15 protein-coding genes and 2 tRNA genes are annotated in these 23,312 nt (G+C 65.9%); 10 read left to right on the top strand and 7 right to left on the bottom strand.

The annotated features are described in order from the left end of the window. Positions 1-54: 54 nt before the first annotated feature. Complete coding sequence (locus AB0362_RS15360) at positions 55-711, bottom strand: maleylpyruvate isomerase family mycothiol-dependent enzyme (protein ID WP_366235809.1); 657 nt, start codon at positions 709-711, stop codon at positions 55-57. 62 nt (positions 712-773) lie between these two features. Next, positions 774-858: transfer RNA gene (locus AB0362_RS15355), tRNA-Leu, on the bottom strand. Between the two features lie 164 nt (positions 859-1,022). On the opposite strand from AB0362_RS15355, the gene AB0362_RS15350 reads away from it, so the two are divergent. Then, positions 1,023-1,814, top strand: a complete 792-nt coding sequence (locus AB0362_RS15350) for a TetR/AcrR family transcriptional regulator (RefSeq protein WP_094640443.1) — start codon at positions 1,023-1,025, stop codon at positions 1,812-1,814. On the opposite strand, the gene AB0362_RS15345 is transcribed toward AB0362_RS15350, so the two are convergent. Next, positions 1,781-2,512 carry a hypothetical protein gene (locus tag AB0362_RS15345; RefSeq protein ID WP_366235808.1) on the bottom strand — a complete coding sequence of 244 codons (732 nt, stop codon included), beginning with the start codon at positions 2,510-2,512 and terminating at the stop codon, positions 1,781-1,783. The two genes, AB0362_RS15350 and AB0362_RS15345, sit on opposite strands and share 34 nt — an antisense overlap. Before the next feature lie 435 nt (positions 2,513-2,947). Here AB0362_RS15345 and AB0362_RS15340 point away from each other — a divergent pair, with 435 nt between their 5' ends. Both AB0362_RS15340 and AB0362_RS15335 read left to right on the top strand, forming a co-directional pair. After that, a complete protein-coding gene (locus AB0362_RS15340; RefSeq protein ID WP_366235807.1) occupies positions 2,948-12,247 on the top strand; it encodes a fatty acid synthase subunit beta domain-containing protein in 9,300 nt (3,099 codons plus the stop codon). Continuing rightward, positions 12,247-12,639: a holo-ACP synthase gene (locus AB0362_RS15335; protein WP_008715184.1), complete on the top strand. Its 393-nt coding sequence runs from the start codon at positions 12,247-12,249 to the stop codon at positions 12,637-12,639. Before AB0362_RS15340 ends, AB0362_RS15335 begins: the two co-directional genes overlap by 1 nt. Positions 12,640-12,716: 77 nt before the next feature. On the opposite strand, the gene AB0362_RS15330 is transcribed toward AB0362_RS15335, so the two are convergent. Continuing rightward, a complete protein-coding gene (locus AB0362_RS15330) occupies positions 12,717-13,436 on the bottom strand; it encodes a TetR/AcrR family transcriptional regulator (RefSeq protein ID WP_366235806.1) in 720 nt (239 codons plus the stop codon). A 1,749-nt stretch (positions 13,437-15,185) separates the two neighbouring features. Between AB0362_RS15330 and AB0362_RS15325 the strand changes: the two genes are divergently transcribed. Beyond that, on the top strand, positions 15,186-16,547 hold the full coding sequence (locus AB0362_RS15325) for a dipeptidase (protein ID WP_366235805.1): 1,362 nt from the start codon (positions 15,186-15,188) through the stop codon (positions 16,545-16,547). Here AB0362_RS15325 and bcp read toward each other — a convergent pair. Next, positions 16,536-17,009, bottom strand: coding sequence for a thioredoxin-dependent thiol peroxidase (gene bcp / locus AB0362_RS15320; protein ID WP_032370166.1), 474 nt, complete (start codon positions 17,007-17,009; stop codon positions 16,536-16,538). The two genes, AB0362_RS15325 and bcp, sit on opposite strands and share 12 nt — an antisense overlap. A 77-nt stretch (positions 17,010-17,086) precedes the next feature. Between bcp and AB0362_RS15315 the strand changes: the two genes are divergently transcribed. The 6 genes from AB0362_RS15315 (at position 17,087) to AB0362_RS15290 (ending at position 21,415) form a co-directional block, all read left to right on the top strand. Beyond that, positions 17,087-17,308, top strand: coding sequence for a DUF3618 domain-containing protein (locus tag AB0362_RS15315; RefSeq protein WP_032375974.1), 222 nt, complete (start codon positions 17,087-17,089; stop codon positions 17,306-17,308). A gap of 92 nt (positions 17,309-17,400) precedes the next feature. Then, a tRNA-Lys gene (locus AB0362_RS15310) sits at positions 17,401-17,474 on the top strand. A gap of 126 nt (positions 17,475-17,600) precedes the next feature. After that, positions 17,601-18,782, top strand: coding sequence for a lipase family protein (locus AB0362_RS15305; protein WP_366235804.1), 1,182 nt, complete (start codon positions 17,601-17,603; stop codon positions 18,780-18,782). A 340-nt stretch (positions 18,783-19,122) separates the two neighbouring features. Then, positions 19,123-19,293 carry a hypothetical protein gene (locus AB0362_RS15300; protein WP_156516187.1) on the top strand — a complete coding sequence of 57 codons (171 nt, stop codon included), beginning with the start codon at positions 19,123-19,125 and terminating at the stop codon, positions 19,291-19,293. 82 nt (positions 19,294-19,375) lie between these two features. Next, a complete protein-coding gene (locus AB0362_RS15295) occupies positions 19,376-20,404 on the top strand; it encodes an LLM class flavin-dependent oxidoreductase (RefSeq protein WP_149406313.1) in 1,029 nt (342 codons plus the stop codon). Positions 20,405-20,518: 114 nt separating this feature from the next. After that, complete coding sequence (locus tag AB0362_RS15290; RefSeq protein ID WP_366235803.1) at positions 20,519-21,415, top strand: universal stress protein; 897 nt, start codon at positions 20,519-20,521, stop codon at positions 21,413-21,415. Between the two features lie 9 nt (positions 21,416-21,424). On the opposite strand, the gene AB0362_RS15285 is transcribed toward AB0362_RS15290, so the two are convergent. Beyond that, the gene (locus AB0362_RS15285) at positions 21,425-22,132 is read right to left on the bottom strand and encodes an enoyl-CoA hydratase-related protein (RefSeq protein ID WP_149406311.1); all 708 of its coding nucleotides are present in this window, start codon (positions 22,130-22,132) and stop codon (positions 21,425-21,427) included. Positions 22,133-22,191: 59 nt separating this feature from the next. Continuing rightward, positions 22,192-23,310, bottom strand: coding sequence for a hypothetical protein (locus AB0362_RS15280; RefSeq protein ID WP_366235802.1), 1,119 nt, complete (start codon positions 23,308-23,310; stop codon positions 22,192-22,194). Between the last annotated feature and the right edge of the window lie 2 nt (positions 23,311-23,312).

Genomic DNA, 23,312 nt, shown 5'->3' with positions numbered 1-23,312 from the left:
AGTCGCGTGCTGCGGCCCGGTGGTGATTCTCACCATGGACGGTTCGAGTTCGGCTCACGCCCGACGACGGTTGGCCCGTGCCTGGGCGAGTTGCTCGGCACCGGGCCCGGTCACGTCCGCCAGGGCGCTGCTGCGTCCGGTCAGAACCAGTGCCAGGGTGCCGGCCGATCCTTCGATGATGGGGCCCTCGCCGCGGCTCCAGTCGAGATCGGTCGCGCGCCACTGCAGTCGAAGCTCGGGGCCTTTGAACGGTGCGGCACCGCTCGCGGGCACCAGGAAGTCGAGCATCGTGATCATGCGGTGGTCGGGGACGTGGTGTTCGATTCCCAGCGGCGTGCACACGTCCAATCCGTGCACGATGACGTCGGACAAGGGGGCCAGCGGACCGTGGCCCGGCGGGGTGAATTTCTTGTCGGCGTGGGCGGTGAGCAAGGCGGGCAATTCGTCTTCGTGCTCGCGACGAACGCGCGTGGTCATCAGTTGATTGGCTCGGTCGAAGTTGCCTCGGGTGCGCACCATGACGAGTCCGAACTGCCAGAGCGGGACGATCAGTGGCACCACCAGATGGGCGGCGACGTCTCGGACGGTCCAGGCCTCGCACAGCGATTGGGCGTCCCATTGTTCGGAGGTGAGAGTCTCGAGAGTCCTTGCGAGAGAACGTCTCTCGTCTGCGATCTCGGCGAAGATCGTGTCGTTCGATTCCTCGGGCATTCGAACCGCCTTCACACGTCGGAACCTGCAGAAGTCTCGAGAAAAGCCGGGCCGAACGACCGTGGTGCGCGAGGGGGGACTTGAACCCCCACGTCCTGAGACACTGGAACCTAAATCCAGCGCGTCTGCCAATTCCGCCACTCGCGCGTGCCGGTGAAGTCTACAACCTGGATGGTTGTTGTCAGTGGCGCGGTCTGCTCGACTGTGTGCCCACGAATTGTTCGGATGCTCACCTGTACAGGTAGGCATCTGGACAATCGGTGGGCACACGTCATGCGGTGTACACCGTACGGTGTCGCTACACTCGCCGAGTGGCATCGAAAAAGGACGTCCCCTTCGACCCGGCCCGGATACTCGGGCTTCTGTGGCGAGTCGGTGCCAAGCCGAGTCGGACCGGACTGAGCGTGGATGCGATCGTCGATGCCGCCATCGAACTGGCCGATGCGACCGGTCTGGAGTCGGTGTCGATGCGGAACGTGGCACAGCATCTCGGTGTCGGCGCGATGTCGCTGTACACACATGTGCCGGGCCGGGAAGAGCTGGCCGATCTGATGATCGATCGAGCGCTTGCAGGTCTCTACTCGCACGTCGACGAGCCGGCCTCCGTCGCCGGCGGATGGCGTCCCGCGATGCGCTTCGTTGCCGAGCGCAATTGGTCTCTGTATCAACAACATTCGTGGCTTCTCGAGGCGGAGGGGGCACGGCCCGTGCTCGGTCCGCACACCAACGACAAGTACGAGGCCGAGTTGCGCCCTCTCGAGGGCATCGGCCTGGGCGACGTCGAGATCGACTCCGTTCTGACGCTGGTTCTCACTCACGTCTCCGGTACCGCGCGAGCCCTGGCCGGCGTGACCCGTGTCAAGGAGCAGTCGGGCATGTCCGACGCGCAGTGGTGGGCGGCTACCGCGCCGATCCTCGAACGGGTGATGGACCGCGAGCGCTTTCCGGTGTCGTCTCGGGTCGGGACGGCCGCGGCGACGTCGTACGACGCCGCCAGCGACCCCGTGCACGCCTACCGGTTCGGGTTGGAGTGCATTCTCGACGGTGTGGAGGCGATGATCTCGCGAAGTCAGCCCGTCGGTCGAAGTGCCGCCTCGGAGTGACGCTTCTTCGGCCTGCGTAACTTGTGTTGATATCGCCAGATTGCGTGCTCGAGTGAGGCGAGTTCGGTGCTCAGTGCGTCCGCGGTCGTTGCAAGGATCACGGACGCGCGATCCTCGGCAATGCCGACGGACAGGTTCTGGTGGAGCGGTTCGAGTGCGTCGGCGACGAACGAGTTCAGATGTTCGGTCGCCTTGTCGGTGCGCACTCCCAGATGCATGAGCATGCACTCCCAGGTGGTCTCGCCGAGCCCGGGAATTGCGCAGAACGCCTCGAATTGGTGCTCGGTGTGCTGCTCGAAGTCGCTCGAACGACTCAGGCCCACCGAGATCAACGTCCGAGCGGCCACGGCAGCGGCAGCACCCTTGGTTCGACTGTTTCCCGGAACCAGTTGACGGTTGGAAAGAATCTCGACGAGTAGATCCGGACTGGTGGTCAGTTCGGCGAGGGTTGTCAAGTCGTCGAGTCGGTTATCGCCACGATGCGATCGCCATCGCTGGACCACCGCACGGACCCCGCTCGAAGGGCCGCCGTAGGGAGCGCGCGCCGAGAAGATCGCATCCAGCAACGCCACCTCGCTCTCGCCCCGCCACCCCGGTGTCCAGTGTGGCGAACGGGATTGCGGCGCATGCGATTCGATGTGCAGAAGCATCGCGTCGAGCTCGTCCTCGGTGCAGATATCCGTTACCGATGAATACATGAATTCCCCCCGGATTTCGTCGACCGCTCTCCCGGCGAGCGGCTCGTTCGCACAAGGTAGAGGACCGCACCGACAAGGTTGGGAGCTGCTCGTCTGTGCTCGAGATCACATCACGAAAAGATAACGAAAAATGCGAGGCTTTCCTCATGTTCTGGTGTTCCGCTCGACGCTCTCGCCAGCGTGGATACGGGTTACCGACGAGTCGGGTAAACAAAAGGTAAAGCCGCTTCGAGTGACGTACTCGCTGGTAGCACTCGGACGTCCGAGCAAACCTGAGGATTTCCTCATGATTTTGTGTCAACCTTGAGCAGCGCGGAGGAGACCTGTCGACGAAGACCGGCTCACCGCTTCGACCCTGTAGCCCACGACGCCATGGGGCAGTCATCACAGCGAACGCCCCGACCCCCGAGGCGTCCACGAGAGGAATCTTCAGCCTTGACGATCAACGAGAGCACACCATCACACGGACGAGGCTCGCGAAGCACCGGCAACGCAGACAAATCCCCTAGAAGCAATGGCGGCTCTCGGACTCTGGCAGATCGTTTCGCCGCGGGCGAGCCGTACGCGTTGGCCTTCGGCGGCCAGGGCGCACCGTGGCTCAGCTCCCTCGAGGAATTGGCTCGCGACTCCGCGCTCGAACCCGAACTGACCGATCTCGTCAACGAGGCAGCAGTCACTCTCGCGCCCGTGGCAGACGAGCTGCTGGTCGTGCGCTCGGTCGGCTTCGACCCGATCGGCTGGATGCTCGAACAGGACCTCGCCGACGACGACACCGTCGGCTCGTACGGACCGTCCGAGGCGGCACTGACCTCCGCTGCCGTCTCGCTTCCCGGAGTGTTTCTCACCCAGGTCGCAGCACTGCGTGCGTTGAAGTTGCAGGGGCTCGATCCGGCCCAGACTCCGCCCGTCAAGGTCGTCGGACACTCGCAGGGACTCATCGCCGCCAAATCGGTCGCAGCCGACGGCGCACAGGATGCGAACTTCCTGGCTATCGCCCAGCTCGTGGGTGCTGCCGCAGGTCTCGTCGGCCGCCGCCGCGGCATCATCGGTGCCGGAGACCGCGCGCCGATGGTCTCGGTTGCCAACGTCGAACCCGCACGACTGCAGGCGATCATCGCCGAACTTGCGATCGACGGAGCGCCGGAGCGATCCGCAGCTCTGGCCATCCGCAACGGCCGTCGTCGCGTCGTACTCTCGGGACCGCCGGCCCAGCTGGCTCGCGTGCAGGAGAAGTGCGAGCAGATCGCTGCCGAGGAAGAGCGTGACCGCGACGCCAAGAAGCGTGGCGGTGCCGTGTTCGCCCCGGTCTTCGAGCAGCTTCCCGTCGAGATCGGCTTCCATCACCCCGCCCTGGCAGATGCCGTCGAACTCGTCAGCGCCTGGGCGCAGCGTTGTGGGCTCGACGTCGACCTCGCACGTGAGCTCGCACAGAAGATCCTCGTCGACTCCGTGGATTGGGTCGACGCCATCGACGGTGTCGTCGACGCCGGTGCCGACTGGATTCTCGATCTCGGTCCGGGCGACCTGCTCACCCGCATGACCACTCCGGCGTTGCGTGGACAGGGCGTTGGCATCATCGCCGCGTCCTCGCGCGGTGGCCACCGCAACCTGCTCACTCCGGGAGCTGCTCCCGAGGTCCAGCCCGCATGGTCCGCCTACGCTCCCACTCCGGTCACGTTGCCCGACGGCCGCGTCGTCGTCGAGACCTCGTTCACCAAGATGACCGGACGTTCGCCGATCCTGCTCGCCGGCATGACGCCGACGACGGTCGACGCCAAAATCGTTGCCGCAGCTGCCAATGCAGGCCACTGGGCCGAGCTCGCCGGTGGCGGCCAGGTCACCGAGGACATCTTCACCGATCGTGTCGCCGAGCTCTCCACACTTCTCGAGCCGGGCCGCGCAATCCAGTTCAACTCGCTCTTCCTCGATCCGTACCTGTGGAAGCTGCAGCTCGGCGGACGCCGCATCGTGCAGCGCGCTCGCGCAGCGGGTGCGGCCATCGACGGCGTCGTCGTCACCGCAGGCATCCCGGAACTCGAAGAGGCAGTGGCCCTCATCGAAGAGTTGTCCGAGGCCGGCATCAGCTACGTCTCGTTCAAGCCCGGCACCGTCGCGCAGATTCGCGCCGTCATCCGTATCGCCAACGAGGTTCCCTCGTACCAGGTCAACGTCCACATCGAGGGTGGCCGCGCAGGCGGACACCACTCGTGGGAGGACCTCGACGACCTGCTGCTGACCACCTACGCGGAGCTGCGGTCACGGCCCAACCTCGTCGTCTGTGTCGGCGGCGGCATCGGCACACCCGAGCGGGCAGCGGAGTACCTCACCGGAACCTGGTCGGCTGTGCACGGCTACCCGAAGATGCCGCTCGACGGCATCCTCGTCGGCACTGCAGCGATGGCAACCCTGGAGGCCACGACGGCTCCCGAGGTCAAGCAGCTCCTGGTCGACACACCCGGAACCCCCGACTGGGTCGGTGCCGGTACCGCGAACGGCGGAATGGCCTCGGGCCGTAGCCAGCTCGGTGCCGACATCCACGAGATCGACAATGCGGCGTCGCGGTGCGGCCGACTGCTCGACGAGGTCGCAGGCAACGCCGACGCCGTGGCCGAGCGTCGCGACGAGATCATCGCCGCACTCGACGGCACCGCCAAGCCCTTCTTCGGTGACGTCGCCGAGATGACGTACCAGCAGTGGCTCGTTCGCTACCTCGATCTGGCCATCGGAACGGACTCGCGCAGCGACTTCGATTGTGGCGGCGAGTTCACCGATGCCGTGTCCGAGGCACGCGAGTCGGTGTGGCTCGACGTCACCTGGCGTACCCGCTTCCTGGAGATGCTGCAGCGCGCCGAGGCTCGGCTGCACCCCGTCGATCGCGGACCCATCCCCACCTTGTTCGCCGATGCCGAGGTTCTCGAACGCCCGCGTGCAGCTCTGAAGTCGCTGCTCGCACAGTTCCCGGACGCCGCCGACGTGGTTCTGCACCCGGCCGACATCACCTTCTTCACCTCGCTGTGCCGCATGCCCGGCAAGCCGGTCAACTTCGTCCCCGTCGTCGACGGCGACGTGCGCCGCTGGTGGCGCAGTGACTCGCTGTGGCAGGCACACGACGCTCGCTACTCGGCCGATCAGGTCTGCATCATCCCCGGTACCGTCGCCGTCGCGGGCATCACTCGCGTCGACGAGCCCGTGGGCGAGCTGCTCGATCGCTTCGAGAAGGCCACCGCGGATCAGCTTCTCGCCGAGGGCGTCGAGCCCACGGCCATCGCGAGCCGTCGCCACGCCGAGATCGCACCCGGACTGCTCGGCATCGTGCTGGCTGCTCCCGACGTCACCTGGGCCTCGCGGATGACGCAGAACCCCGTTGCACGCCTGGGTGATCCGGCCGACTGGACCGTGGAGTCCGAGACGGTCGCGGCGCACCCGCAGACCGGCTCGACGCTGACCGTGCTCGATTCCGAGCACGTGGAGCTGCTGGTTCCGCTCGCCCCGGGCAAGGAAGTACGTATCCGCCTGACGGTTCCGGCCTCCACGATCGACGGCGGCGCTCCCGTCGTCACCGCGCAGGACGCACAGCAGGCCATGTCGGCTCTGCTCGGAGTTGCTGCAGGCCAGGACCTTCCGGCCGTCAAGGGCGGCGTCGCCCGGCTGAACATCGCATGGATCCCCGATCTGATCGCCGATCACGCAGGCGTCACCGGATCCGGACTGCCGGACTCGCTGACCGTCAGCGGCAAGGCCGTTCCCGACGTTCTGGTCGGTGCCTGCTGGCCCGCCGTCTTCGCCGTCCTGGGTGCCACCCGCAACGCCGAGGGCATCGACGTCATCGAAGGCATGCTCGACCTGGTGCACCTCGACCACAGCGTCAACCTGGTCGGCGAATTGCCCACCGACACCTCGATTCTCGTGGTCAAGGCTGCGGCCGGAGAGGTGCTCGACACCGACCTCGGCCGCGTCGTCGAGGTCACCGTCGAGATCGGTGCCATGCTCGGCGAGGGGCTCGACGCTCCCGCTGTCGCAACTCTGGTGGAGCGCTTCGCGATTCGCGGACGCACCGGCAAGGGTGAGCTGACCGATCCGGCCCGCGCCGGCGGCTCGGTGAGCGCCGACGCCAAGGACACCCCGCGTCGTCGTCGCCGTCAGGCAACCATCGTCGCCCCGCGCAACATGGCCGCGTTCGCTCAGGTCTCGGGCGATCACAACCCCATCCACACCTCGGACGCCGCGGCGCTGCTCGCCGGCCTCGGCAGCCCGATCGTGCACGGCATGTGGCTCTCTGCTGCCGCGCAGCAGACGGTGACCGCAGTCGACCACGCGGACACCAAGACTCCGCCGCGTCGCCTCACCGCATGGACCGCACGCTTCCTCGGCATGGTTCGACCCGGAGCGGAGATCGATGTTCGTGTCGACCGCACCGGATTCGACCAGGGTGCCGAACTGATCGAGGTCTCCTGCCGTGTCGCAGGCGAACTGGTCATGGTCGCCACCGCTCGCACCGCACCGCCGAAGACCGTCTACGCGTTCCCGGGTCAGGGCATCCAGCGGGCGGGCATGGGCCTGGACGCTCGGTCTCGCTCGAAGGCCGCACGTGAGGTGTGGGAGCGTGCCGACAAGCACACCCGCAGCGCACTGGGCTTCTCCATTCTCGCTGTGGTGCGCGACAATCCGACGTCGCTCAAGGCGCGCGGCGTCACCCATAAGCACCCCGACGGTGTGCTGCACCTGACGCAGTTCACCCAGGTTGCGATGGCCGTTCTCGGCGTCGCGCAGGTTGCCGAACTGCGTGAATCCGGTGCGTTCGTGGAGAACTCGATTCTCGCGGGCCACTCGGTCGGTGAGTACAACGCACTCGCAGCCGTTGCCGGTGTGCTCCCGCTCGAAGCCGTCCTCGAGGTCGTCTTCCAGCGTGGTTCGGCCATGCACGCGCTGGTTCCGCGTGATGCCAGCGGCCGCAGTGACTACCGCATGGCAGCTATCCGCCCGTCGCAGATCGGCTTGGCCGATCAGGACGTGCAGGGCTTCGTCGCCGGCGTCGCAGAAGAATCCGGTGAGTTCCTCGAGATCGTCAACCTCAACCTGCGCGGTTCGCAGTACGCCATCGCAGGCACGGTTGCCGGCCTCGGCGAGCTGGAGAAGAAGATCGCGATCCGCCGAGCGGAGTTCGGTGGCAAGGCCGCCTACATCATGGTTCCCGGCATCGACGTGCCGTTCCACTCCACGGTGCTGCGCGGCGGAGTCGACGACTTCCGCAACCGCCTCGAGACTCTGCTCCCCGAGCAGATCGATCCGGCGATCCTGGTGGGGCGCTACATCCCGAACCTGGTGCCCAAGCCGTTCTCGCTGAATCGCGAGTTCGTTCAGGAGATCGCCGATCTGGTTCCGTCCGAGCCGCTGAACACCGTTCTCGCAGAGTTCGATTCGTGGGCCGCACGGCCGAGTGCTCTGTGCCGGGTGATCCTGACCGAGCTGCTGGCATGGCAGTTCGCCAGCCCGGTGCGCTGGATCGAGACCCAGGACCTGTTGTTCGCAGACGAGTCCGACGGCGGCATGGGCGTCGAGCGTTTCGTCGAGATCGGCCTGGGGGCAACCCCGACCGTGGCGAACCTTGCGTCGCAGACCCTCAAGCTCCCGGGCCGCTTCGGCCACCCGGTCGAGGTACTCAACCTCGAGCGCGAGGCTGCGATCATCTACGGCACCGACACCGACCCGGCTCCGGCCGACGAGGAAGAGTCGACACCCGTGGAGGCCGCTGCTCCGGCGGCAGCTGCAGCTCCGGCCGCAGCTCCCGCGCCGGCATCAGCACCGTCCGGCGGACCTCGTCCGGACGACATCGCGTTCGTCGCCGCCGATGCGACCAAGATCCTCATCGGTCTGTGGACCAAGCTGCAGCTCGATCAGATCGGGCCTGCCGACACCATCGAGGCTCTGTGCGACGGTGTGTCCTCGCGTCGTAATCAGCTGCTCGTCGACCTCGGTTCCGAGCTCTCGCTCGGTGCCATCGACGGTGCAGCCGATGCCGACATGGGTGCGCTCTCGGGCACGGTGAACAAGCTGGCTCGTACGTACAAGCCGTTCGGTCCGGTGCTCAGCGACTCCATCAACGACCATCTCCGCAAGGTCTTCGGCCCCTCGGGTCGACGCCCGGCCTCGATCGCCGATCGCGTCAAGAAGACCTGGGAACTGGGCGATGGCTGGGCGCACCACGTCACCGCCGAGGTCGCCCTCGGTACCCGTGACGGTGCCTCGGTTCGTGGTGGCGCACTCGGTGGCCTGGCCGACGGCGCTCTCGCCGACGGCAACGCAGTCGACAACGTCATCGACGCGGCCGTGGCCGCGGTGGCCGCACGCCGCGGCGTCGCAGTCTCGATGCCGCAGGCAGGGGGCGGAGCCGGCGGAACCGTCGACGCTGCTGCTCTCGGTGAGTTCACCGAGCACATCACCGGCCGCGACGGCGTCCTCGCCTCCGCAGCCCGGTTGGTGCTCGAACAGCTCGGACTGGCCGATGCGCCCAACGCACTGCTGGCCGAGGATCCCGACGCCGCTCTGGTCGAGCTGGTCTCGGCCGAGTTGGGATCCGACTGGCCTCGCCTCGTCGCGCCGGCGTTCGACGCCAAGCGCGCCGTCCTGATCGACGACCGCTGGGCCACCGCCCGTGAGGACCTGGCCCGGTTGTGGCTCGGTACCGCAGGCGACGTCGCCGTCGAGTCCTTCGCCGGTGCCGGCAATGCCGTTGCAGCTCAAGCACAGTGGTGGAAGGCCAAGGCCGACTACGAGAACAAGGCAGTGCTGGCCGAAACCTTCGGACGCATCGCGGACATCGCGGTCGCATCCGAGGACAAGGGCCCATGGGCCGACGAGGTCGCAGTGGTCACCGGCGGCAGCAAGGGCTCCATCGCAGCTGCGGTGACGGCCAAGCTGCTGGCCGGGGGAGCGACGGTCTTCGTCACCACCTCCAGGCTCGACGACGAGCGACTCGGCTTCTACCGCAGCCTCTACCGCGACAGCGCACGCAGCGGAGCGTCGCTCTGGGTGGTTCCGGCCAACATCGCGTCGTACACCGACGTCGATGCACTCATCGAGTGGATCGGCAGCGACTACATCGATACTGCCGGTGGCGCAAAGACTCTCGTCAAGGCCGCAACGACTCCGACGATGCTGTTCCCGTTCGCGGCTCCGCGGGTCATGGGCGAGATGTCCGACGCCGGAGCTCGCGCCGAGATGGAAATGCGCGTGCTGCTCTGGTCGGTCGAGCGTCTGATCACCGGACTGTCGAAGGTCGGTTACGACACCGACATCGACACTCACCTGCACGTGGTGCTGCCGGGATCGCCGAACCGCGGAATGTTCGGTGGCGACGGTGCCTACGGCGAATCGAAGGCCGCACTCGACGCAGTCGTCGCCAAGTGGGGCTCGGAGAAGAACTGGGCCGAGCGGGTGTCCATCGCCCACGCTCACATCGGGTGGGTGCGCGGAACCGGCTTGATGGGTGGCAACGATCCCATCGTCGAGGCCGTCGAGGCCGAAGGCGTTCGTACCTGGTCGACCGACGAGATGGCGACCGAACTGCTCGAACTGTGCACGCCTACCGCTCGCCGTCAGGCTGCGCAGGAGCCGATCGTCGTCGATCTCACGGGCGGCTTGGCCAACACCAAGCTCAACCTCGTCGAGCTCGCTCGGGACGCGGCTGCGGCCGCTGCCGAGAAGACCGAAGAGGCAGTGGACAACTCGGTCATCGCGGCGCTGCCCGCACCGCCGCGGCTGTCCACGTCGACCACGGCTCCGGCTTGGCCGACACTGGACGTCGACCCGAAGGACCTGGTCGTCATCGTCGGCGCGGGCGAGCTCGGACCGTACGGTTCGGCGCGTACCCGCTTCGAGATGGAGGTCGACGAGCAGCTCTCTGCCGCAGGCGTTCTCGAACTCGCATGGAACACCGGCCTCATCGCCTGGGAGAACGATCCCAAGCCGGGTTGGTACGACATCGAGTCCGGTGACCTGGTGCCGGAGGAGGACATCGCCGACAAGTATCACGACATCGTGGTCGAGAAGTGCGGTATCCGTACCTACGGCGACGACGGCGCGATGGTCGGCAACACCGCCCCGCTGATGACCTCGATCTTCCTCGACAACGACCTCACGTTCGTGGTCGGAACCGAGATCGACGCCCGGTCGTTCGCAGCAGCGGACCCCGAGCACACGCTGATCACACCGGTTCCGGATTCGAGCGACTGGCAGGTCACCCGCAAGGCGGGCACCGAGATTCGCGTTCCGCGCAAGATGAAGCTCACCCGCACCGTGGGTGGACAGATTCCCACCGGATTCGATCCCACCAAGTGGGGCATCTCGCCCGATATGGCCAGCTCGGTCGACCGAGTGGCACTGTGGAACATCGTCACCACGGTCGACGCGTTCATCTCCTCGGGCTTCAACCCGTCGGAACTGATGCGCTGGGTGCACCCCACGCTGGTCGCCAACACGCAGGGCACCGGCATGGGCGGCATGGAATCGATGCGCTCGCTGTACATCGACACCTTGCTCGGCGACGCTCGTGCGAACGACATCCTGCAGGAAGCTCTGCCGAACGTCGTTGCTGCGCACGTGGTTCAGTCGTACATCGGTAGCTACGGCGCGATGGTTCACCCCGTCGCCGCCTGTGCCACCGCGGCGGTCTCCGTCGAAGAAGGCGTCGACAAGATCAAGCTGGGCAAGGCGCAACTCGTGGTCGCCGGCGGCTTCGACGACCTGAGCACCGAGGGCATCATCGGCTTCGGTGACATGTCGGCCACCGCGGACTCGGCAGCGATGACCGCCAAGGGCATCAGCGATCGACGGTTCTCGCGGGCCAACGACCGCAGGCGCGGTGGATTCGTCGAATCCCACGGCGGCGGAACGATTCTGCTCGCTCGCGGAGACCTGGCACTCGAGATGGGCCTGCCGGTCCTCGGAGTGGTGGCCTACGCACAGTCGTACGGCGACGGAGTGCACACGTCCATCCCGGCTCCGGGACTCGGCGCGCTCAGTGCCGGTCGCGGAGGCAAGGATTCGGCGCTCGCGCTCTCGCTGAACGCCCTGGGCGTCAGTGCAGACGACGTGGCCGTGATCTCCAAGCACGACACCTCCACCGCAGCGAACGACCCGAACGAGGCGGAACTGCACACCCGCCTCGCCAAGGCCATCGGCCGTTCGGACGGCGCTCCGCTGTTCGTCGTCTCGCAGAAGAGCCTCACCGGACACTCGAAGGGTGGAGCGGCTGCCTGGCAGCTGATCGGCCTGTGCCAGGTGCTGGCCAACGGCGTCATCCCGCCGAACCGCAGCCTCGACTGCGTCGACGACAAGATGACCGGCTTCGAGCATCTGGTGTGGGCACGGGAGCCGCTGCGCTTCGGTGACTCGGTACCGCTCAAGGCAGGTCTGCTCACCTCGCTCGGATTCGGCCACGTGTCCGGACTCATCGCTCTGGTCCACCCGCAGGCGTTCCTCGAGGCCGTTCCGGCGGACCGACGTGCGCAGTACATCGCGAAGGCGAACGAGCGTCGCATCGCCGGTCAGCGCAGGCTGATCTCCGCGATGGTGGGAGGAGACTCCCTCTACGAGCGGCCCGACGATCGACGGCTCGGACATGACGGGACGCCGGCCAAGGCGTCACGCGAACTGGAGGCAAACGTGTTGCTCAACGAGTCCGCTCGCCTCGGCGCGAACGATGTCTACTCCTCCGGTCTGCCGGGTGCCATCTGATGGCGATCCTGGGAGTGGGTTTCGACCTGGTGACGGTGTCCGACTTCGCCGAGCAGATGGAGAAGGTCGGCACGACGATGATCCGCGACAGCTTCACCGCGGGCGAGCGGCGTCATGCCGCAACGAAGAGTTCCGACCCGACCCGCCACTACGCGGCTCGGTGGGCCGCCAAGGAAGCGGTGCTGAAGGCCTGGGCGACATCGCGATTCGCGCGCCCGCCGCAGATCGGCGACAACCCGTATCCGTTGATCGAGGTCGTCAACGATGCGTGGGGTCGGCCGTCCATCAAGTTGCACGGGATGGCACAGGAGTTCCTGCCGACGGTGAAGATTCATCTGTCGCTGACACATGACGGCGACATCGCCGCCGCGGTGGCGATTCTGGAGGAGTGAATTCGCTCCGAGAACGAAACAGGCCCGTCCGATCCACGTGATCGGGCGGGCCTTTCGTCTGTGCGGGCTCGGGTTGCTCAGGCTGGTTCGTTCTCGCTCGCCGAGCCGCCGGAACGCCTGCTCTCCTTCTCTGCGACGAGCAGATACGCCATCATGATGCGTTTGAGCTCGGCGACGGCGTCCTCGTGACTCTGGCCGTCCTGCACGGAGAAGTTGAGCATCGAGTAGACGATGTGCACCAACACCTGAGCCATGAGGTTGCGGCGATGCCGTGGCGTGCGCGGAGTGAGCGGTCCGAGCATGCGCGAGACCTGCTCGGCGAACTCCCGCTCGTGAATCACCCCGGTTGCGCGCGTCGACGGTGTCGATTGCATGGCGAGCCACACTTCACGGCGCGACGGATCGGTCATCCACATGCCGGCCATGTGGTCGACGAAGTTGTTCAGGAACCGCACCCAGTCCAGGGACGGGACTTCGCCGTCGAACTCGGCGAGTTCCTGTTGGACCCCCACGAGGTCCTGGCGGTTGAGCTCGCAGACGATGACGTACTTGTTGGCGAAGAACTGGTACAGCGTGCCGATCGGGAGTTCGGCGCGCGACGCGACTTCCTCGCAGGTGAACGACTCGAATCCCACATCGCTGAGCAACTCGCGTGAGGCCTGCAGCAGTGCGTCGAACTTCCGTTGGCTGCGTTCCTGGGTGGGTCGTCGTCGTGGCATCAGTTCCTGTGTCTGTGCCGTCGACTCGAGCGCGGCGTCGAGACGGCGCGAGGACTGGGCACGAGCAGAGGATTCCACCCGGTCAGGCTATCCGGCGCGGGTGCTCGTTATCCACAACGGTCCGGTAGGTCACTCCCACCGGTTTCGGTTCTGGGTCGGACACGCGTGTTTCAGCTGGAGGTATCGAAGAAACCTGGGGTCGACGACAACTGCTGGTTCCCCATACTGTGACAAACTCCAAGACCGATTCGGACCAATTTAACCGTCAACAGGTATGGTTCAGGTAACAGAATCAAATTCCGTGCAGGGTGATCGTCGTTCGGATCCGCTGGATGACGTTCATGGTCGGGCGCCTCCACCCTGAGCACAGGGAGACTGCCATGGCAACTATTGGTATAGCGATCGAATCTGGCTCGATGCAGACAATTCTTGTCGAGCCGATCTCCGGCGAGATACTCGCCGATCGGACTACCCCGCTCGATCCCGATGCGGCCTCGGTTCTGACGACAGCGATCGAGACGATGCTCGCCGAGGCGGCAGAGCTCCATGCAAGCGTGGACGCAGTGGGCGTGGTGTACCGAACCGAGGGCGAGCGCGCCGAGTTCGCAGCCGCTCTCGGCGACGATCCCGCAGTCCTGTCGTCCGCATCCGAATCGTTCCTCGGCTGGCTCGCCACGTCGAAGGACTTCGCCGACGCGAAGACAGTCCTGCTGTACTACATGGGCGACGCGGGCGTCTCCATCTCGCTCGCCGATGCCGCAGATGCCTCGATCACCCCGGTGAAGACTGCGACGCTGGACTCGATGTCGCCCGAGCGCATCGGCAGCACCATTCCACTGGCGTGGGAAGTGGTGGATCAGTCCGGCAAGAAGCCCGAGTTCGTGGCCCTCTTCGGTGATTCTTCGAGTAATCGAGACCTGGTCGACATCCTGTCGCTCGGACTCGGGGTCCCCGTGGTGCGCGTCGGTGACGCGGATCAGGTCGCAGCCCGAGGAGCTGCGCTGCTGGCATATCAGGACGAGCCGGCTGTGGTTGCCGCTGCGCAGGCGGCGACCGAGAACTCGGAGCCGGACGAGGCCGCAGATGTCGATGTCGCAGAAACCGATGTCGTCGAAGCCGACGAGGCGGACGCCGAGATTGCCGACTCCGAGCCCGAGGCGACCCCCGCGGTAGTGGGCGACGCGGCGGCAGCGCCGCTGCCTGCACCCGCAGTGCTGTCGGGCGTCGACGCGAAGCCGGCCCGGTCGGGAAGCTCCGGGCGCAAGCTCGTGTTCGCCGCAGTGCTGCTGGCCGGTGTGCTCTCCGCTGGTGTCGCGGTCGCCGCGACGTTGCCGGGTGAATCCGAGACGACCGCCGAGCAGGTAGTCGATCGACGCGATGCCGGTGCGGATCTGGCGGGGGCAACCAGGCAGGTGGATCCGACGACGTCCGATCCGGGTGCGGTCGTGGTTGCTCCGGTGCCGGCGATTGCGCCGCCGCCCGAGACGATTCCCCCGGCGGTGGACCCATCGACAGTTGTCGAGCCTGCACCGACATCTCAGACGTGGGCGACGCAGGATCCGCCGCGTCAGGCTGTGGCGGCCCCGCAGCCGGCATCTGTGCCGTCACCGACCGAGGTGGCCCCTCCGCAGTTCACCGTTCCTGTTCCCGTTCCGGAGCCGGGCAAGTCGCCCGAACAGCTCGAGCAGAAGCGTGGGATCGGCACTGGCAGCAGACCGGCGAGTGGATTCATCAGGAGTTCTCCGGCCGCTGACGCTGAATCGTTCCTGTGGCGAGTGATGACAGACTGGCTACGGTCCGTCTGTCATTTTCTCGTTTGGAGGATTCATGCCCGCCGATGCGCGCCCCGTCGACGTTCGATCTGCGATCGCATCGCAGATGCCCCGAGCGAAATCCGAGTTGGCAGAGTTGGTCCGCTTCACCTCGGTGCACGATCCACGGCAGTTTCCGGTCGAGGAATGCACCGGTGCGGCGCAGTGGGTGCAACGGGCCTTCGTCGACGCTGGCATTCCGGACGTGCAGCTGATCGAGACGATCGACGGCTCACTGGCCGTCGTCGGTTCACGGCCGGCGCGGGCAGGAGCACCGACCGTTCTGCTGTACTCGCACTACGACGTTCAACCTCCGGGTGACGGAAAACTCTGGGACAGTGAGCCTTTCGAGCTGACCGAGCGGGACGGTCGTTGGTACGGACGGGGTTCGGCGGACTGCAAGGGCAACGTGATCATGCATCTGCTGGCGCTACGGGCGCTGGGGGAGTCGCTCGAGGTCGGCGTGCGGATCGTCTGCGAGGGTTCTGAAGAGATGGGCACCGGCGGGTTGGAAGCGCTCGTGGAACAGCGCCCCGAACTGTTCTCGGCAGACATGGTGGTCATCGCCGATACCGGCAACGCGAAGGTGGGTTTGCCGACGGTCACCACCACGCTCCGCGGTATCGCCAACGTGGTGGTGCATGTGGAAACCCTTGTCGGAGAGGTGCACTCGGGCATGTACGGCGGGCCAGCACCCGATGCGCTCGCCGCACTGGTGCAGGTGCTCTCGACGCTGCGCAACGAGCAGGGCGACACCCTGGTCGACGGACTGGACGGAACGCAGACCTGGGACGGGGTCGAGTACGACGCCGAGCAGTTCCGTGCCGATGCCGGCGTGCGCGATGGCGTCGGGCTGGCGGGTTCGGGTTCGGTGGCCGAGGCGGTGTGGGCGCGGCCCGCTCTGACGATCCTGGGGATCGACTGCCCGCCGGTCGTGGGGTCGGCTGCGGCGATCTCGCCTCGTGCGTCGGCACGGCTCAATTTGCGGGTGCCGCCCGGGATGGATCCGCAGCGGGCTCAGGATGCTTTGGTGGCTCATCTGGAGGCGCGTACGCCCTGGAATGCGCGGGTCACCGTCGAGCGTGAGGCCATCGGGTCGCCGTTTCGGGCCGGAACCGATGGGCCGGGTTACGCGGCGCTGTCCGAAGCGTTGGAGGAGGCCTTCGGGTATCCCATGGGGACGGCAGGCCAGGGCGGGTCGATTCCGCTGTGCAACGCATTGGCTCAGGTGCTGGACGCCGAGATCGTGCTGATGGGCGTCGAGGAGCCTCGGTGCCGGATCCACGCTCCCAACGAGAGCGTGGACCCGACGGAAATCGAGAAGATGGCCGTCGCCGAGGCGTTGTTCCTGCAGCGGCTCGCAGGGTCAGACAGCTAGATCGCGGCGGAGCTTGGCGACGTGGCCGGTGGCGCGGACGTTGTACTGCGCCACCTCGATCTTGCCTTCCTCGTCGACGAGGAACGTGGAGCGAATGACGCCCTCGTAGACCTTGCCGTAGTTCTTCTTCTCCCCGAACGCGCCCCACGCCTGCAGGGTCGTCTTCTCCTCGTCGGAGAGCAGCGGGAACGTCAGCTCTTCCTTGTCGCGGAACTTGGCGAGCTTGGCCGGCTTGTCTGGAGAGATGCCGATGACCTCGAGGCCTTCGCCGTTGAGCTCGGCGAGGCTGTCGCGGAAGTCGCAGGCCTGCTTGGTGCAGCCGGGGGTGCTCGCGGCGGGGTAGAAGTACACGATCACCTTCTTGCCTGCGTAGTCGGCGAGGGAGACGTCGTTGCCGTCGGCATCGGGCAGGGTGAACGCCGGAGCGGTGTCGCCCGGCTCGAGCTTGCTGTATTCGGTCACCGCACGAGAGTATCGAAATATCGCCGTGCTCTAGGCTCGACTGCGACCGAGACTATTTGCAACAAGCTGGAGGACACGTGGCCAAGGACACCGACCGAATCGAGCGCGAGATCGAGGCCGCTCGCAATCAGCTCGCCAGCACCCTGGACGAGCTGAGCGTCCGTGCCAGCCCCAAGAACATCGTCGCCAACACCAAGCAGTCCGTGGTGGCCAAGCTCAACGAGCCGGCAGTGAAGTTCACCCTCCTCGGAGTGGGCGCAGTGGTGGCAGTTCTCGTGGTTCGCAGGATCTTCAACTGACGCGACAGGTGCTCCGACCAGCCGATTTCACATCTGGCGGCATCTGCTGTTAATGTTTCTCCCGCACCGCAGAGAACACGCGGTGCGGATCGGCGCCATTAGCTCAGTTGGTTAGAGCAGCTGACTCTTAATCAGCGGGTCCGGGGTTCGAATCCCTGATGGCGCACAACGAATGCCCTTGCCAGTGGAAACGCTGGCAGGGGCATTTTTTGTGGTGTATCACCGACCAAGGTGTGGGTGCCGCGAATACAGAATGCGGACCCGCACTTCGGACCGCATACTGGCTCGCGACATGAGACTGCCTTTCGTCACCCTCGCCCTGTCCGTTCTTGTCGGGTGCCTCGCTCTCTCGGCCGCACCCGCCTCGGCGGCTCCAGACGGTGCCGATTTCTACAGTGAGCCCGTCGTCGGCCTGGAGGCATACGCACCCGGGTCCATCCTGCGCCGAGAATCCGTGCCACAGCTCGACGTTCTGGGATCGCACACCGAGCGCATTCTGTACCGGTCGGCCGATCCCCGCGATCGTGCGGTGGCCGTGTCGGGGCTGCTGGTCACGCCGACGCGTGCGTGGTCCGGTCCCGGGCCCCGGCCCGTGATCGCTTATGCGCCAGGCAGTTACGGGGTTGCCGATCGTTGCTCGGGCTCCTCGGAGCTGGGGCTGACAACCACGATGCCGGCACTGCTGCCACTACTGGCGCAGGGGTACCAGGTGGTCACGACGGACTATCAAGGGCTGGGAACCCCCGGCGAGTACGAGTTTCTGGGTCGGATCGCCAGTGCCCGCGCCGTGCTGGACTCGGCACGGGCTGCGGCAGGGGAGACCGACGCGCCTGTCGTGCTCTACGGATATTCGGCGGGCGGCGTCGCGTCGGCCGCTGCTGCAGAGCTCGCGTCCACCTACGCGCCCGATGTGTCCGTGGTCGGTGCTTTCGTCGGTGCCGCACCGACCGATCCTGTGCTGCGCGTCGAGGGCCAGGACGGCTCCGAGTCCGCCGCGACGATGCTGTACACGATCGGCGGCCTGATCGGCGCGCATCCCGACCGGGCCGAACAGATTCGGGGTCTCTTCAACGATCGCGGACGGGCAGCCCTCGATGCGGCGCAGGATTTCTGCACGGTCGACGCTCTCACCTACGGACCGTTGCGATCCGAGGACCTCACTGCTGACGGCTCTTCCCTGGGAACGCTCATGACCGGGCCCGTGCTGGGTCCGATGACGCAGGAGAACACCATCGGGTTCACCGCGCCCGTCGCACCCGTGATGATCGCGCACGGCGTTCACGACACCTCCGTCGAGATCGAGCAGAGCCGAATCCTGGTGCAGCGTTGGCGCGCCGCAGGCGTCACGGACATCACCGTCCGAGAGTTCGACTTCGGAACCGATCTGGTACCCGCGTTCGACCATCCGGCCGCGAACGTCGCTGCCTACCCCGAGCTGATCGGGTGGATCGATCGACTCGTCACACCGGCGTAGCTCGACGATCGAGGCGTCGTACGTGATGTATATCACATAGTACCGATGTGTGTTTGCTCCGTTCCGATTCGACTTATCGATCGTGCCGGATCACTTCACCGGCGAGTCGCAGGGTTCTACTGCCTCAGAGAAAGGGACCGAGTATGACCGTCATCGGAAACGGGGCCGCCGTATGAGTGGCCGCAGAAGTCTCTCCAGCCGACTCTTCGAGGGTCTGGGCCGCGTCACGTGGGGCTACGGCAAGCGGAAGCTCGACGAGCGTCGCGCACGCAAACGCGGACGCCGATAAGCCGAACGCTGGGTGTCCGATTTCGGCACCCTCGATCGGTACGGTGCACGTATGTATGGATTCGAGGTGGGCGACGGAGTCACACCGCTGAGTGGGCCCATGGCAGGTATGTACGGAACCGTGGTGTGGTTCTACGAGGACAAGCAGCAGTTGCTCGTTCGTTTCGGCGCATCGCAGCAGATGTACTACGCGGCGGACGAGCTGAAACGATGGGGCGAGTAGCTGCCAGCTCCACACCCATCGGAATAATTGAATCTTCACCGATGCTGTTGGAGTCGACCACCCCGAATCGAAAGGCCCCACCATGCATCTGGGCGTAGACAGTTTCGTCTCTTCCGTGACCGACCCGACCGACGGTCGGGTGATCGCTCCCGAGGAGCGAATGGGTCACCTACTGGAAGAGATCGCCCTCGCAGATCAGGTCGGGCTCTACTCGTTCGGTATCGGCGAGCACCACCGCAGCGAGTACTACGACTCGGCTCCGTCGATCATTCTCGCTGCAGCGGCCGCGCGGACCGAAAACATCCGGCTCGGCAGCGCAGTCAAAGTGCTCAGCGCCGACGATCCGGTCCGGGTTTTCCAGGAGTTCGCCACCCTCGATCTGATCTCCAAGGGCCGGATCGATCTCGTCGTGGGACGCGGATCCTTCACCGAATCGTTCCCGCTGTTCGGTCTCGACCTGGCCGATTACGACTCGCTGTTCGCCGAGAAGCTCGACCTCCTGCTGCAGATCCGGGACAACGTCGAGGTGACCTGGTCCGGTCGGCACCGCCCGGCGCTGAACCGTCAGGGCATCTACCCACGTCCGCTGCAGGATCCGTTGCCGATCTGGGTCGGGGTCGGTGGGACTCCCGAGTCCTTCGCTCGCGCAGGGCTTCTGGGGCTCCCGCTGATGATCGCCATCATCGGCGGAGAACCACGACAGTTCGCCCCGCTCGTCGACCTCTACCGTCGCGCCGGAGCGCAGGCGGGCCATCCGCCGGAGCAGCTGAAGGTGGGCCTTCACGTGTTCGGCTTCGTTGCCGAGACCACGACGGCCGCAGCAGACACCATCTACCCCGGCTGGAACGAGATGTTCACCAAGATCTCTCGGGAGCGCGGATTCGCGCGGCCCAGTCGGCAGCAGTTCGATGCCACCGCCGGTCCCAACGGTGCGTTCTTCATGGGAGATCCCAAGACGGTAGCCGACAAGATTCAGCGAGTGAGCGAACAACTGGGCGGAGTGGATCGACTGTCGTTGCAGATGACCAATCCGCGGCTGGCACACAGCGACCTTCTGCGCGGCATCGAGCTACTCGGCACCGAAGTGGCGCCCCTGGTTGCCGGGGCGTAGCGGCCTCGACCCGAAATACCCGTCACACCGGTGGCCAAATGCCCTAGTGGCGCGTCGCCAGGGCAGCGATCGTGGGAGACGACGTAGAAACCGTCTTCGGCCAACGGAGGAACGATGGACCACACGATCGCGGCAACCACATTCGACGGACCGCTCGCGGTCGTTGTCGACGGCTCGCCCACGGACAAGGGGGTGGCCGAATGGGCGGCGCATTTCGCCCGGGCGGCATCGACATCGGTGCACCTCGTCCACGGTGCACCGAAGGACGAGTGGAGTGCGGCCGTCGCCGCCGAGCTGAACACCACCGACTTCCCGACGCGGCTGCGGCAGGAGGGTGAAGGCGTACTCGCCCGCGCCGTCGACGTCGTGCACGGAGTCGATCCCCAGGTGACGGTGGAATCGGAGGTGTCCGAACTGCCGGCTGCACGTATGGCGAAGGCACTCTCCGCGGACGCGGCGATGCTCGTCGTGGGCGCGTGCGAGTCGGGGCCGTTGCGCGACATCGTCTTCGGGTACTCGACGACGGCAATCGTCAACGCCGCGACCTGCCCGGTGCTGGTATGGCACGAGCGTCGCGACGACTCCGGAGCCGAGCCGGCCCCTGTCGCGGTGGGGGTCGATGGATCGGAGCCATCGAAGCGCGCACTGTCGGCAGCGTTCGAGATGGCGAGCATCCTGGGTGCGGAACTGCTCGCCGTCCACGTGGGTGCCGTGCACGAAACCGATCAACTCGACTACGGCCCCTCGGTCGACTGGCAGCACCTTCGTGAGGCAGAACGAAAGTGGTTGCAGGCCAACGTCGACACCTACCGGGACAAGTATCCGACGGTGCCGGTTCGGGCGGTGTCCGTCGGTGCCTCGGCGGCACACGAACTTCGGTCGATCTCCGCTACGTCCCAGGTGTTGGTAGTGGGAAGCCGCGGCCGAAATCGTTTCACAGCAGCGATACTGGGATCAGTGAGCCAGAACTTGGTGCATCACGCCGAATGTCCGGTCCTGGTGGTGCATTGACGGCGGCACCTAGTTCGAGGCCCATTCCATCTCGTCGACGCCTGCGACAGGCGTCAGCAGGGAACGAACCTCACCTGCGTACATGGTGCGTTTGATCTCGCCCAGAACCTCACCGCGGGTGCCGGCCAACGCGGCTGCGCGGGCGATGGCGTCGTCTCGCACACGCTCCTGCGTCGAGACGGCGTCGACCAGACCGAGCGCCATGGCGTCGCCACCGCCGTAGCGACGTCCGGTGGTGAGCGCCTCGTGAAAGGCGTGCGGGGCCAACCTCGCTCGCACCATGTCGACGGTTCCGGGGCTGTAGGTCGCACCGATGTTGACGCCGGGGAAGCACAGGAAGCCGCGATCGGAACGCATGATGCGGTGGTCGTGTGCCATCACGAAGAACGCGGCACCGCCGTAGGTGTGACCCTGCATGGCGGCGACGGTCTGCATCGGGAACGTCAGGAAGCGCACCAGCATCTCCTGCACGGTGCCGATGAACCGATTGATCTGATCGAGGTTGTCGGCACCCCACGACAGATCCACGCCGGTGGAGAAGAACTTGCCGGTTGCCGTCGTGACCAGGGCAGCCGGGCCGGAGGAGGACTCCACCTCGTCGAGCAGTGCATTGATCTCGGCAACCCAGTCGGGGCTCATGCGATTTTCGCTGTCTTCGACGCCCCGAGTTCCGAGGTTCAGCACGAACACGTCCGCAACGCGATCAAGGTATGGCATATCCCGAACGTACCCAGTTTTTCTTGTTCTAGCTCACAACGCGAACCACGTGGCGATTTTCAGGACGAGGAGGTGGCCGACCGACGACGAATCAACTCGCGATGACCGTAGGTGGCACCGAGAATGTCCTCGCGATCTGCCACCGACGACCCGACTGCACCGGCCACCGTGCCCAGCGACGCAGCGAGCCACGCGAGGGAAAAATAGTCGCCCAGAGTCGCGGTACGACCGATCTGCATTGCCAGGAATTCCGGTGAGATCACGACTGCCGCCGAGCCCAGCACCACCGCGAACAACAGCGCGTACATACAGAGAGCGCCGGTCAGAACGGTTCCCACGGTGGCTGCGTTGTACATCCATCGGTCGATCGTGGAACTTCGGAACGAACGCCTCTCCCACAGGCCGTTGGGAAAGATGACCCAGACGGTCATGGCGATCACTGCGGTGAGCCCGATCATGGCCAGTCGGCCGAGGCTCATCGACGCTGCCATCTGCCAGATGCTGGCATAGAACACGCCGAAGGCGGACGCCGCGCTCGCGGCAGCGAGTGCGCCCGACAACGTCGGAACCAATCGCCACGGACGATTGCATCGAATCATCCCCGACACCAACCTGATTCGACCGAAGATGCTCGACGTCAGCAGCACCTCGTCGCCCTCCTCGGAATCACTGGAAGCCCAGCGAGACTCGAAGTACCTCCGCGGTGGTCGCGACGAATCGTCGGCTTCGATCAACTCGTGCAACACGGCCAGTGCAGCCGAGACGGCACGTCGTCGAACTGCCAGCGTTCCGAAGGAGGGCACGTACAGCGCGCCGGTCGTACCGTCACGGGTCTCGGCGATCACCGGACGCGACCCGAGACGGCGAGGAACCTCCGACACACACAACACGATGTCGTAGTCGGCGTCGGCCTTCACCGACGCGAGCCACTGTCCCAGCGGGGCCGCTCCGGTCGCGGTGGGAGGGAGCGGCACCGATGCTCGGGACACTTGGATCTCTCGCCGCTGCCCGTCGATCCTCGCGTGATCGGGCAACTTGGCGACGATGGCAGACGCCACCGTCGCCGCGAAGCCGTCGTCGCTGACCACCCCCACCGAGAGCGGCGCGTCGTCTGCGTCGGTGGTGTCGTCGTTGCCGGTGGTGTCTCGGCTTACCGATTGCGGTCGATCCGAATGCATCC

The sequence above is a fragment of the Rhodococcus sp. NPDC079359 genome (assembly GCF_040702585.1).
In the GTDB taxonomy this organism is placed as follows: Bacteria; Actinomycetota; Actinomycetes; order Mycobacteriales; family Mycobacteriaceae; genus Rhodococcoides.
This window is presented reverse-complemented; position numbering and strand designations above follow the sequence as displayed.

Coding starts and splice junctions, on each gene's coding strand:
- AB0362_RS15335 (WP_008715184.1), top strand. CDS start 12,247: ATGGCGATCCTGGGAGTGGGTTTCGACCTGGTGACGGTGTCCGACTTC.
- AB0362_RS15285 (WP_149406311.1), bottom strand. CDS start 22,132: ATGCCATACCTTGATCGCGTTGCGGACGTGTTCGTGCTGAACCTCGGA.
- AB0362_RS15305 (WP_366235804.1), top strand. CDS start 17,601: ATGAGACTGCCTTTCGTCACCCTCGCCCTGTCCGTTCTTGTCGGGTGC.
- AB0362_RS15345 (WP_366235808.1), bottom strand. CDS start 2,512: ATGTATTCATCGGTAACGGATATCTGCACCGAGGACGAGCTCGACGCG.
- AB0362_RS15360 (WP_366235809.1), bottom strand. CDS start 711: ATGCCCGAGGAATCGAACGACACGATCTTCGCCGAGATCGCAGACGAG.
- AB0362_RS15295 (WP_149406313.1), top strand. CDS start 19,376: ATGCATCTGGGCGTAGACAGTTTCGTCTCTTCCGTGACCGACCCGACC.
- AB0362_RS15290 (WP_366235803.1), top strand. CDS start 20,519: ATGGACCACACGATCGCGGCAACCACATTCGACGGACCGCTCGCGGTC.
- AB0362_RS15280 (WP_366235802.1), bottom strand. CDS start 23,310: ATGCATTCGGATCGACCGCAATCGGTAAGCCGAGACACCACCGGCAAC.
- AB0362_RS15325 (WP_366235805.1), top strand. CDS start 15,186: ATGCCCGCCGATGCGCGCCCCGTCGACGTTCGATCTGCGATCGCATCG.
- AB0362_RS15300 (WP_156516187.1), top strand. CDS start 19,123: ATGTATGGATTCGAGGTGGGCGACGGAGTCACACCGCTGAGTGGGCCC.